Source organism: Candidatus Eisenbacteria bacterium (assembly GCA_016867495.1).
Taxonomy (GTDB): domain Bacteria; phylum Eisenbacteria; class RBG-16-71-46; order CAIMUX01; family VGJL01; genus VGJL01.
Genome location: VGJL01000020.1, coordinates 1 through 12,038, shown reverse-complemented (window position 1 = coordinate 12,038; position 12,038 = coordinate 1). Strand labels below are relative to the sequence as shown.

The following is a 12,038-nucleotide window of genomic DNA, read 5'->3' as shown; positions in this document are numbered from 1 at the left end:
CTCTGTCCCGACGGCGGCCCGGCCGGGCTTCGCCGGCGTCTCGGGGCGCCTCGCCGGGCGCCCGCCGCGAACCCCGCCCGCGGCGAGCGCAGCCTAGGGCAGCGATGCCACAAGGGCGAAACGGTGGATCTCGCCCAAGCCCGGCGGCCCGGTCCTCATGCCGTAGTCGGCCGATAGGCCGCCGACCTGCAGGCTGATTCCGCTCGACAGCTCCCCTCGGGACTCCCCGCCCGGATCGCTCCAGGCCGGCCCCGCCCGCAGGACGAGAGGCGCGCCCGGAACGCGCCAAGAGGTCGCGACTGCGCATCTCCGCACCGCGCCGCCTTCGTGCAGCGAGGCCCCTGCAAGAATCGTCCCTCCAAGGCGGAGGTCGTACTGGAGGCCGAGGTCGTAGCCGCGGGGAAGGGGTCCGTCGACCGATCGGTCCCAGTCCAGATCGGAGACGACCGAGCGGGCGACCATCCCCGCTCGCGCTCTCCCGATGGCCCGCTCCAGGCCGAAGTCGAAGGCCAAACCCCCGCCCCCGGCGCCGTCGACGCTGCTTCGCGCCTGCAGGATTCTCAAGCGGAAGCCGCTCTGGAGACCAAGGAGGACCCTGCGCGCGAGGCAGAGGGCGATCTGCAACTCGCCGTAGGTGTCCGAGCCCGGAAGCTCCCCCGCGAGGTTCGTGATCCCCAGACCGACCGCCAGGCGTCCCTTACCCGGCGTGCGCGTCACCCGGCCCTGCTCCCAGACAGGATTCGTCTCCCGTTTGAGCCAGCGGACTGCGGCCGCCTGGTGCCGGACCAGGCCGCCGGAGAAGAGGGAGGCGTGGGAGAAGGCGAACGCGCGCCTCGGGCCCTCAAGCATCCCTGTCGGATTGCCGAGGACAGCCTCGACTCCCTCGCCGAGGGCGTCGGTCGTCCCTCCGAGAGCGAGAGAGGACGGCCATGGCTCGATGTGGGGGAACGCCCCCGCCATCTCCGCCCGCGCCTCGCGGGCGGGCATCAGGAGGAGCGACACGAGGAGCGCGAGGCCGGGGCCCAGGCCGCCGGCCCACCGCCGCCGCATCCGCGCGTTCGCGGTCCGCCCCCCGTCGCCGCGGGGTCCGCCCGCGGCGCGAGACGATCTCTCCTGCCGAACGCGTCCTCTCATCTAGGTTCCCTCGTCCGCTTCTCCTCAGTCGTTCATGAAGAGCATCGGCAGTACCTGCTCCCTCGCCCTGCCGTCGTATCCGACGCTCCTGATCTTGAGAAGATAGTAGCCCGGCTGCGCGAGATCGCCCTCACGATCCCGTCCTTCCCACCGGAGGCGCATCTCGAGGGAATTCCCCGTTCGCTTGAGATCCGCGACTCGGGTCCCCTCGAGGTTGTAGAGATGGACCGAAGCCTCGCGCACTCCGGCAGCGTCGGAGACGATGAACTCGTCGCCCGGCCGAAACGGCGTCGGGTAGTTGATCGATCTCCCCGCGACCACAAGGATCTTCTTCTCCAGAGTTCGCGGCCCCAGGTTGCCCAGCTCGTCCTCCGGCCAAGAGATGAGCGAGTTCAGGCCGGAGGCGAGGTCGATGGGCGTCGAGAATCTCCACGTCGAGGGGTCGACGGCGAACGGCCCCTGCGGCGCGCCGTTCACCGACACCGAGACCCAGGCTGCATCCTGCGCGGTCCCCGAGACCGTGATCGTGGTCTCCGTCGTTTCGGAGGGGAGGGGATCGAGGACGGGCGGCTGTCGCGGGGGAGTCGTGTCCAGCTCGATGCGCAGCGTGCTGTCGGCGACGACGCTGCAACGGGCGTCGCGGGCGCGGATGACGACGGGGATGCCCACGGTGTCGGGAGCGAGCCCCACGACGGGAAGGATGTAGGAGACCTCGAAGCTGTCCGGCGAGATCTCCCGGACCTCGGCCTTCGACGGCTCGAAGGCCGGGAAGATGGCGCGGTAGTCAGCCTCGATGCTGAAGTCGATTCCCGCCGGACTCGACCACCGGGTGTATACGACAAGCGTGTCGTTCTTGCTGTAGCGGGTCCGGTTGTTCTTGAGCGCGCTGTTCAGGTGGACGGGCGGGGGAGTCGTCTGGTTCCTGCAGGCGCGCAGCGAATGGTCGGTGAAGGAGTCCCCGAGGGGGTTGACGGCGGTGATCGGTATCGCCACCGCGCTATCGGGCAGTCCGGCGATCGTTCCTATCCTGTAGCGGATCGTGTAGAGGCCGCCTCCCTCGTCGAGCGCCGAGGCGAGCCCTCCAGTCCCCCCGTCGAGCTCGGTGAAGTCGGCCCGCACGAAGTAGCCGGCGGAATCCCAGCGGCTCTCGATCCTGAGGGTGTCGAGATCGCGCACCCCCCGATCGATCGGAAAGAGGATCCGCTGGGAGACCGGCGCCGGCGGGCCCGAGGTCCTGAGATCGATCAGGAGCTCCGAGAACCTCACGTCGCTGCAGAGCGAATCTCGTCCAATGATCGTGAGAGGGATTCCGTTGGCCTCCGGCACGAGGTCGCTCTTCCCAGGAAGGTCGTAGGCGATCTCGAAGGTGTCGGCCCCCGCCCCATCGGCGCCTATCTCGCGGACGGTCAAGGCCGACTCCTGGAACCGCGGGACGAGGCTCCTCAAGTCGGCGGCCACTCGGAGGCTGCGAACCCCCGCGGCCTGCCAGATGGTCCGCACGATGAGGGAGTCGCCCGCGTAGATCCTCCGTCCGCCGTCGCGCAGGAAGCTCCGCAGATGCTCCGGGCGCGGGGTCGACGCGTTCCGGCAGACGGTGAAGCGAAGATAGGTCGCCGCAGAGGAGTCGAACCGGCTCATCGCATTGACCGGGATCACGACTCCCGGGCTGTCGCTGAGGCCGGCCATCGAGCCCGTCACGTAGCTGATCCTGTAGTACCCATTCGAAAGGTCGCTCGCCATGACGGGGCCGCCCCCCGCTCCGTCGAGCGGGGCGAAGTTCGCGGTCACCTGATATCCCGCGGAGTCCCAGCGGGTCTGGACGAGCACGGTGTCGCCCGCCCCGATCCCCCGCCCCAGAGGCGCGAGCAGGAGAGTTTCTCTGTGCTTGGGGGTCCCCCCGGCCGCGCCGTGGAGGCTGAGGAGAATGAGGGCGAGAAGCCCGATTCGACCGCTATGGCTCATCTACTTCCGCTACCACCCTTTCATCGCGACGAGGTTCCGACGGGCAGAACATTAGGTGCCCCGCGCGCGGCAAGTCCACCGGGAATCCCCGGACGGCTTGAGGCGACGGAAGCCCTAGGGTAGCCTGACCGGGGTCGAGCGACGAGCGGAGACCGCCTTGACGCGCGGGCGCGGGCGGGCGCTCGGCTCGTGCGAGACCGGCGTCGGCCGGCGTCGGCCGGCGCGGCTGCCGGCGGGGGGATTCGATCGGATGAGCGAGCCTGAAGCGAGGATCAGCGCCTTCGTGATCGCTCGGGACGAGGAGGACGGGATTGTCCGCTGTCTCCGATCGATCTCCTGGGCGGATGAGAGGCTCGTGGTCGTGGACGCCGCGACAACCGATCGGACGGCCGAGATGGCCAGACCGTTGGCGACGGATGTGATCGTCCGGCCCTGGGAAGGGTTCGTCGGCGCGAAGCGCTTCGCCATAGCGGCCACCCGCCACCCCTGGGTCTTCTGGATCGACGCGGACGAGGAGGCGACTCCGGCGCTGGCGGACGCGATCCGGAGCCGGCTCCACGACCCCGGTCCGTTTGCCGGCTTCGAGGTCCGTCGGAGGAACCACTATCTCGGAAGGACGATCCGCCATGGGAACTGGGGACACGATCGGGTCCTTCGCCTCTTCCGGCGCGAGAAGGGGAGCTTCCCCGACCGCGAGGTCCACGAGTCGATGGCCGTGGAGGGCCCGGTGGGTCGGCTCGACGGCTATCTGGAGCACTGGAGCTACCGGGATCTCGGTCATCACATCCGGAAGATCGAGAACCTCTCGCGTCTCTGGGCCGTCCAGGCCGCGGCGCGGGGGGCGCGGGCGGGCGTTCTCGATCTCCTCCTGCGGCCTCCGATCCGATTCGTCAAGGGCTACCTTCTTCGCGCTGGATTCCTGGACGGGAAGGCGGGACTCGTTCTTGCCCTGATGGACTCGCTCTATGTCGGGATGAAGTACGCGCGCCTCCTCGAGCGCGAGGACGGCAAGAGAAAGAGGATCGACACGAGGGAGGAACAATGAGCCAGCCCCAGTCGCCCAAGCCGGAGATCACGATCGAGGACTTCGCGAAGCTCGACCTGCGGACCGCGAGGATCCTGCGCGTCGAACCCCACCCGAACGCCGACAAGCTGCTCAAGATGGCGATCGACATCGGGGGAGAGGAACGGCAGATCGTCGCCGGGATCGCTCCCTACTACCGGAGCGAGGATCTCCTCGGAAAGAGCATCGTCGTGGTCGCGAACCTGAAACCGGTCAAGCTGCGGGGGGAATGGTCCCACGGGATGCTGCTGGCCGCGAGCGGCGGGGATCGGGTGGTGGTTCTCGCTCCGGCGTCGGAGATACCGCCCGGCTCGCCTGTCTCCTAGAGCGGTTTGGCTGCATCCGAGACGCTCGCCTGGCGCATCCGCTCGACCCGGCTAGGTTCGGGGGGCGCCGGGCCTCGCGGCGCGCCTGCTCGCTTCTCAGATCCAGCCAAATGCGTCTAGCCGTCGTCTTCGGTCGCTGCGGGCCGCCGGCCGACCACGAGCCGCGGGATCTGGGGCGCGATCCGGGCGACGATCTCGTAGGCGATGGTGTTGCACTGCTGGGCGACCTGAGAGACTGCGATCTCCTCCGCGCCCTGCCTTCCGATCAGGACCGCCTCGTCCTCCAGGCGCGCCTCGGGGATGTCGGTCACGTCGGCCATCACGATGTTCATGCAGATGCGACCCAGGACGGGAGCGCGGCGGCCGCGAATCAGAAGATGGCCGATCCCTGACAGGCGGCGGTCGTAGCCGTCGGCGTAGCCGATCGGCAAGACCGCGAGCCGGGTCGGCCGGGTCGCCCGGTAGGTGCAGCCGTAACCGATGTAGGCTCCCGCCGCGGCGCTCTTGATCTGGGCTATCCTGGCCTTCCAGGTCATCACCTGCCTCAGCGGCGCCGGTTCCGCGTCCTCGAGCAAGCAGGAGAGCAGCGTTTCCTTGGACGGCCAGAGCCCGTAGAGCCCGATGCCGACGCGGACCATCTCGAAGAAGGTCTCGCGCATCGTGAGGACCGCCGCGGAGCAGGCGCAGTGGCGCATCGCGCCGGGCGCCCTGGAGCGGACGCGGTCCGCGGCGGCGCGGAACGCCTCGAGCTGCCTCATGGCATAGCTGTGGTCGGTCGTGTCCTCGATGTTCGCGAAGTGGGTCGAGACGCCCGCCGGGATGAGATGGGGCAAGGACAGCAGCCGATCGAGGAAGGGATCGATCTCCTCCGCCGGGATTCCCTGTCTATGGACCCCCGTCTCGATCTTCAGGTGGCACCGGATCTTCTTGCCCGCGGCCGCGGCCGCCGCCGAGAGAGCCTCGAGGGTCTCGGGATTGTAGACGGTCGCCTCCGCGGCCGATCCGACGACGCGCGCCGCATGAGCGCGGGCGATGTACCCCAGGATGAGGATCGGGCGGCCGAGGCCGAGAGACGCCAGCGCCTCGGCCTCCTCCACGGTGTGCACGCCGAAGCCATCCGCGCCGCACCGCGCCGCGATGCGGGAGACCTGCTCGAGTCCGTGTCCGTAGGCGTTGCTCTTGACGACGGCCTGAAGGAGCACCCCGGGAGCGAGGCGCCTGCGGAACCCGCCGATGTTGTCGACGAGCGCCTGCTCATCGATCTCGATCCATGTGAGGAGCCCGTTCCTGGGGTCGTCACTCATGCGCCGCCTCTTTCCATGGGGAGCATTGCCCTGAGGAGATCCTCGAGGGTCTCCGGACTCGGATCGATCCTGGAGATCAGCAGGGTCAGGACCTCCTTGGTGGTCAGCAGATCGTCGAGGGCCCTGTGCGGACTGCGCTTGCGGATCCCGAGATGCTCCGCGACCGCGTCGAGACTGTTTCGCCGGAGGCTCAGCCATCGCCGGGAGAGAAGGAGCGTGTCAAGAGCCCAGGCGGGATGAAGGGTCCTGCCGGCCCGCGCCGACTCGGCGCGCAGGAAGCCGATGTCGAAGCCGACGTTGTGGCCGACCCAGACCGCGCCATCGAGGATCCTCTCCAGCGCGGGCGCGGCCGCGGGGTAAGTCCGGCAGCGACTCAGCTGGCGAGGGCGCAGCGCGTGGAGCCTGCGCGCCTGCTCCGGCACATCGCGCTCCGGATTGAGCAGCTCCAGAAAGCGAGTCTCCTCTCCCCCGGGCTCCACGCGCAGGGCCGCGATCTCGACGACGCGATCCCCCTGCTCGGGGAGGAGGCCGGTCGTCTCGACATCGATGAAGGCGAAGGGGATCCTCGCCAAGGGCGTGTCGAGGCCCGGGCGCCTGGGGCGGAAGAGAGCGGCCTGGCCCAGAAGGAGGTCCTGGACCTCGTCGATCGTCCGCGTCGATCGCCATACGTGACTCGCCGGCATTCGTCTCGCTCCATCCTCCGCGCTGGCTGAAGATGCGTCTCCAGCGAGGCCCCTGGCCCGGGGATGACATGGCCGCGCCGCTCCGATATCCTGTGACGGAATCTCCCGGCTCGAGCGCCAAGTCTCCGCGAGATCGATGCCGGGATGCAAGGGGCGCGCCGCCGGGGAGGGATCGATGGCCGGGGCAGTCGGCGAGCGGAAGAGCATCATCATCGTGGGCGCTTCCAGCAACAGGGGGAAGTTCGCGAACAAGGCGGTCCGTGCCTATCGCGACCTCGGGTGGACGGTCTATCCCGTCCACCCCAGTGAGAAGGTCGTCGAGGGGATTCCTTGCTACGCATCGGTTTCCGACATCCCAGGGACGGCCTCGACGATGAGCCTCTATCTGCCGCCGGAAGCAGGGCTGGGCGTCATCGATCACGCGAGCGCGAAGGGCGTCCGCGACATCTTCGTGAACCCGGGCGCCGGGAGCCCCGAGCTGGTCGAGCGGATACGCGAGCTTGGGATGAATCCGATCGAGGCCTGTTCGATCCTGGCGGCCGGCAAGCGCCCGCAGGAATACGAATCCTGAATCCCGGCGCGCGATCCCGCGGGCGCGCCTCGCGCCGCCTCTTCACCGCCTCGCTTCTCCTCGCCATCGCCGCGGCGGGCTGCGCCCCGCGCGGACCGCTTCTTCCCGATCTGCAGCCAGGAGGGGAAGGAGGGAGGCGAGTCGCCCGATCCCTCGAGCAGAGCGGATGCCCGAGCGGCCTGCGGGCCGATCTGGAGATCTCAGTCGATCGAGGCGGCGCGTCGTCCACGCGCTTGAGCGGTGCGATGCGCGCGAGCTGGCCCGACAGGATCCGCATCCAGGCGCGGGCGGGCCTCTTCGTTCCGATCGTCACCCTGGCGGTCCGGGAGGACTCCGCCTTCGTCAGTCTGCCTCGTGCCGGGGCCTTCTGGAGCGGCGGCGCGGACGCGTTCGACGGAAGCCTCGCTGTCCCGGGAGCCGGAGAGCTTCTCTCGATTCTCTGCCCCGTCGCGCTGATCGAGCGGATCGCCGACCCGCATCTCGAGAGGACCCCGTCCGGCTGGACGCTGCTGGGGCGGTTGGGGGAAGGCGAGCCGCTCTCATGGGTCGAGGTCCGGCTCTCGAACGATTGCGCGCGAATCACCGAGATCCTCTGGAGGAACCATGAAGGGGAGATCGTCCTGCGGGCGAGACGGTTCGGGGCGAGGCGGGTGGGGACGGCCCGGGTTCCTGATCGGATTCGTCTGGAATCGCAAGGGGCGAAAGAATCGATCGAGATTCGTCTCCTGGGCCCCCGCGAGGACCCCGAGCAGCCGGCTGATCTCTTCCGCATCTCCGCCGGTCCGGGGCAGCGTGTCGTGGATGAGGCGCAACTGAGAGAAATCGTGGGGGTTGCGCTCTCGCCCTAGACCGCCCCGCCTGCCGGTTTTGCCCTTGCCCCCGCCTCCCGGAGTCTGATAGCGTGCCTGGTAGCTTTCCCGCCCCGACGGTGTTGTTGCGGCTCGGGGACCCGGGACGGCGTTTTTACGCCGTGCCGGGGAGGGTGGATTGCGTCGTTTGCCGCGGGAGGTGCGGATGCATGTCGTCGTCTGTATGAAGCAGGTTCCGAGCTCGGAGGCCCGTATCGCGGTCTCCGCCGACGGCCGCACCATCGACCGGACGGGCCTCGAGATGGTGATCAACCCGTACGACGAGTACGCCATCGAGGAAGCCCTGAGGGTCCGCGAGAAGTTCGGTGGAAGCGTGACCGTCCTCTCCCTCGGCGCGGGGAAAGTGGAAGAGGCCCTGCGGACCTGCCTCGCGATGGGGGCCGACAGCGCCCTGATCCTCAAGGAGGAGGCGCTGACCGGATCCGACTCCCACGGCACGGCCCAGATCCTCGCCTCCGCGATCCGCCCCCTCGGGGCGGACCTGATCCTCTTCGGGAAGATCTCGATCGACGTCGAGAACCACGCGACGGGCGTGGCGGTCGCCGAGATCCTCGGACTCCCTCATGTCTCCGTCGCGACGAAGATCGACTGGACGGACGAGCGTCATCTCAAGGTCCACCGGGAGATCGAGGGGGCCACGGAGCTTGTCGAGGTCGAGCTCCCCGCCGTCCTGACCGCGAACAAGGGGCTGAACGAGCCGAGGTACCCGAGCCTCCCGGGGATCATGAAGGCCAAGAAGAAGCCGATCGAGGAGCTGACCGCCGCCGGTCTCGCCATCGATCTGGCCGCTCACGGCGCGGCGGGATCGCAGCTCGAGATCGCGAAGCTCGTTCCTCCTCCGGCGCGCACGGCGGGGCAGGTCTTCAAGGGAGAGGCGCGCGAATCGGTCCTCGCGGTTCTCAAGGGTCTGCGCGAGGAAAGAAAGCTCGTCTAGGGAGGGGATGGCGGATGGACGTTCTCGTATTCGCTGAGCAGCGGGATGGCAAGTTCAAGAGGAGCGTCCACGAGTGTCTGGGCCTCGCCCGGAGGCTCGCGCCTGACGGGAAAGTCCACGCGGTCCTGATCGGCTCGGGACTCGGCGACTGCGCGGCCGCGCTCATCGCTCGGGGAGCCGATCGCGTCCACGCGGCGGACCATCCCGGCCTCTCCATGTACAACTCCGCCGGCTACACCGCCCTGGTGGAGGCGGCCTACCGCTCGAGCAACCCCTCCATCGTCCTCTTCCAGGCGACGGCGATGGGTCGGGATCTCGCTCCTCGCTTCGCCGCCCGGATCGGCGTTCCGCTGATTCCGGAGGCGCTTTCGGTGGAGATCGCCTCGGACGGATCCGTGAGCGCCGTCAAGTCCGTCTATGGCGGCAAGGCGTTCGCCACCCTCCGCGCGCGCGGAAACGGGGCCCGGGCCGTCACTGTCCGGCCGGGCGCCTGTCCCATGCCCGATCCCGATCCATCGAGGACGGGCGAGGTCGTCCCTCTCTCCGCTCAGGAGGAGCCCCTCTCGCTGCGCGCCCGCGTCGCGAGCCTTCTGCAGTCGGTCGGCGACGCCGTCGACCTCCAGGAGGCCGAGATCATCGTCTCCGGAGGAAGGGGTCTCAAGGGGCCGGAGAACTTCGCGCTCATCAAGGATCTCGCCGGCAGCCTGGGCGGGGCCGTCGGCGCGAGCCGGGCCGCCGTCGACGCCGGGTGGATCGATCACCAGCATCAGGTCGGGCAGACGGGAACCACCGTGTCGCCCAAGCTCTACATCGCTTGCGGGATCAGCGGCGCCATCCAGCACCTGGCGGGTATGCGCACGAGCGGCTGCATCGTCGCGATCAACAAGGACCCCGACGCTCCCATATTCAAGACCGCCGACTACGGGATCGTCGGCGATCTCTTCGAGATCGTTCCCATCCTCACGGAGGAAATCCGCAAGATGAGGTCCTCCTAGCAGATGTCCCCGGATCGTCATCGCGCCAACGGACCGGCTTCCCATCCCGCGGGGAGGGGCGTTTCGCCGAACGCGCGTGGCCAGAGGAGGGGTGTCCTTTGAAATTCCGACTGCACAAGCAGAAGACTCTGAACGCCGCGTCGTTGCCTACGCTGGGGGAGATGCTCCCGCCGCTCCACGCGCAGGGGTTCGGCCTCGACCTGATGCTCTCCGACATGGAGTTCAATCGCGACGTGCCGTTCCGCGAGATCGAGAGCTTCCGGAGGATCCTCACCGACGAGGAGATCCCGGTGACCTGCCATCTTCCCTACGTCGATCTGCACTTCGGAAGCCGCGACCCCAAGGTGCACGAGTACGCGCGCGACTCCCTGCAGTTCGGGCTCGAGATCGCGGCCGACCTGCGCGCGCGGGTCGCCGTCCTGCACGCCGGCTACAGCACCCACATCCCGCCCAGGCGCCGAGTCGAGTGGAGGGACCGCGTCATCGACAGTCTCCAGGAAATCGTGCGCGCCGCCGAGGAAGAGGAGATCGTCCTGGCGATCGAGAACACCTACGAGCCCGACGGCGAGATGTTGAAGGAGATCCTGGCGACCATCAACTCCCCTTGGCTTCGTTTCTGCGCCGATCTCGGGCACGCCGCCTGCTTCTCCAGGATGGCGCCCGAGGAGTGGATCGAGTCGTTCAGCGACAGGATCGTGATGCTCCACTTCCACGACAACGACGGGCAGGACGATCTTCATCAAGCCTGCGGCAACGGGGTCGTCGGATACGAGCCGGTCTTCGACGCGTTGAAGGCGGCCGACCTCTCGTGCCTGATCGCCCTCGAGGTGGACGACGAGGAGTGGGACCCCTCCGTGGAGCACCTCAAGCAGATCGGCTTCGAGTTCGGCGAGATCCCCGATCCCGCCCCTTAGTACCGGTTTCCATAAATACGATGACGTATAGATCTTGCTTCTACCGGCCCGGTTGTCTAGCATCCTCTTGGTTCTCCCAGGAGGTTCTATGCCTAGAACAAGCCCATTCCCCATCATGCTCGAGCTGGAGGAGCGAAGAACACTGGAAGCACTAGCCCGGAAATATACGTCATCGTATCGAGATGTCATCCGAGCCAAGATCGTCCTCTATGCCGCCGAAGGCCTGGCCAACGAGCAGATCGCGACTCGCCTGGACACGCCCCGCCAGGTCGTCTCGAAGTGGCGCAAGCGCTTCTTCGAGCAACGCCTGGCCGGACTCGAAGAACAGCCTCGGGGCGGTCGGCCTCCCCGCTTTCCCCCCCGGGGTCATCGTCGCCGTTAAGTCCCTGGCCTGCGAACCTCCAAGCAACGCCGGGCTTCCCCTGTCCCGCTACAGCATTGCCGAGCTCAAAGGGGAGATCCTGCGCCGCGGTCTTGTCGCCTCCATCGGCGAGACGACCTTGTGGCGCTGGCTCGATGAGGATGCCATCCGCCCGTGGCGCCATCGGAGTTGGATCTTCCCACGCGACCCCGACTTCGAAGCCAAGGCCGGGCGTATCCTCGACCTGTACGCGGGCCTCTGGGAGGGCCGCCCACTCGGAGCCGGGGACTTCGTGATCTCCACCGACGAGAAGACGAGCATCCAGGCTCGCCGGCGGATTCACCCCTCTCGCCCCCCGGGACCCGGCGTGCCGATGCGGGTCGAGCACGAGTACGAACGCAGGGGGGCCTGGGCGTACCTGGCAGCCTGGGACGTTCGCAGAGCCAAGATCTTCGGTCGCTGCGAACACAAGACCGGCATCGCTCCCTTCCGGCGGCTGGTCGCCCAGGTCATGAGGCAGGAGCCCTACCGATCGGCCAGCCGCGTCTTCTGGATCATGGACAATGCCTCCCATCGTGGGGCCAAGTCGGACGGGCGCCTCCGGGGCCGCTGGCCAACCCTCATCCCCGTCCACACTCCCATTCATGCCAGCTGGTTGAACCAAGTGGAGATCTATTTCTCCGTTGTAGAGCGCAAGGTGCTCACACCGAACGACTTCGCTTCTCTCAGGAAGTTGCGCGACTGCCTGCTTCGCTTCCAGGAGCACTACGAGCAGGTGGCTCGCCCCTTCCAGTGGAGGTTCACCCGCCAGGACCTGGCCGGCCTCCTCGTGCGCCTCCACGCCCATGACCTGGAGGCGACCAAGGTCGCCTGAGGAGGTATGGAATACGTCATCGAACTTTCGGGCTGGAGTACTTAGGCC

Annotated in this window: 11 protein-coding genes and 1 pseudogene; 8 read left to right on the top strand and 4 right to left on the bottom strand. The window is 68.0% G+C overall.

Annotated features, from left to right (window positions below; all coding sequences use genetic code 11):
- Positions 1-93: 93 nt before the first annotated feature.
- Positions 94-1,134 (bottom strand): hypothetical protein, encoded by a 1,041-nt coding sequence (locus FJY88_04235; protein MBM3286543.1) that lies wholly within the window; start codon positions 1,132-1,134, stop codon positions 94-96.
- A gap of 24 nt (positions 1,135-1,158) precedes the next feature.
- The gene (locus FJY88_04230) at positions 1,159-3,096 is read right to left on the bottom strand and encodes a hypothetical protein (protein ID MBM3286542.1); all 1,938 of its coding nucleotides are present in this window, start codon (positions 3,094-3,096) and stop codon (positions 1,159-1,161) included.
- Positions 3,097-3,253: 157 nt separating this feature from the next.
- On the opposite strand from FJY88_04230, the gene FJY88_04225 reads away from it, so the two are divergent.
- Both FJY88_04225 and metG read left to right on the top strand, forming a co-directional pair.
- Entirely contained in the window at positions 3,254-4,141 is an 888-nt protein-coding gene (locus FJY88_04225) for a glycosyltransferase family 2 protein (GenBank protein MBM3286541.1), read from the top strand.
- A complete protein-coding gene (gene metG / locus FJY88_04220) occupies positions 4,138-4,485 on the top strand; it encodes a methionine--tRNA ligase subunit beta (GenBank protein ID MBM3286540.1) in 348 nt (115 codons plus the stop codon). The genes FJY88_04225 and metG overlap by 4 nt, the downstream gene beginning before the upstream one ends.
- A 116-nt stretch (positions 4,486-4,601) precedes the next feature.
- Here metG and alr read toward each other — a convergent pair whose 3' ends face one another.
- A complete protein-coding gene (gene alr, locus FJY88_04215; protein MBM3286539.1) occupies positions 4,602-5,987 on the bottom strand; it encodes an alanine racemase in 1,386 nt (461 codons plus the stop codon).
- Complete coding sequence (locus tag FJY88_04210) at positions 5,786-6,685, bottom strand: 3'-5' exonuclease (protein ID MBM3286538.1); 900 nt, start codon at positions 6,683-6,685, stop codon at positions 5,786-5,788. The genes alr and FJY88_04210 overlap by 202 nt, the downstream gene beginning before the upstream one ends.
- Between FJY88_04210 and FJY88_04205 the strand changes: the two genes are divergently transcribed.
- The 6 genes and pseudogenes from FJY88_04205 (at position 6,609) to FJY88_04180 (ending at position 11,990) form a co-directional block, all read left to right on the top strand.
- Entirely contained in the window at positions 6,609-7,043 is a 435-nt protein-coding gene (locus FJY88_04205) for a CoA-binding protein (protein MBM3286537.1), read from the top strand. The genes FJY88_04210 and FJY88_04205 overlap by 77 nt on opposite strands.
- A gap of 245 nt (positions 7,044-7,288) precedes the next feature.
- Complete coding sequence (locus FJY88_04200) at positions 7,289-7,891, top strand: hypothetical protein (GenBank protein MBM3286536.1); 603 nt, start codon at positions 7,289-7,291, stop codon at positions 7,889-7,891.
- 139 nt (positions 7,892-8,030) lie between these two features.
- Positions 8,031-8,846, top strand: coding sequence for an electron transfer flavoprotein subunit beta/FixA family protein (locus FJY88_04195; GenBank protein ID MBM3286535.1), 816 nt, complete (start codon positions 8,031-8,033; stop codon positions 8,844-8,846).
- Positions 8,847-8,860: 14 nt separating this feature from the next.
- The gene (locus FJY88_04190) at positions 8,861-9,841 is read left to right on the top strand and encodes an electron transfer flavoprotein subunit alpha/FixB family protein (protein ID MBM3286534.1); all 981 of its coding nucleotides are present in this window, start codon (positions 8,861-8,863) and stop codon (positions 9,839-9,841) included.
- Between the two features lie 98 nt (positions 9,842-9,939).
- Entirely contained in the window at positions 9,940-10,755 is an 816-nt protein-coding gene (locus FJY88_04185; protein ID MBM3286533.1) for a sugar phosphate isomerase/epimerase, read from the top strand.
- A gap of 115 nt (positions 10,756-10,870) precedes the next feature.
- Positions 10,871-11,990 (top strand): annotated as a pseudogene (locus FJY88_04180) (IS630 family transposase).
- Positions 11,991-12,038: the final 48 nt, after the last annotated feature.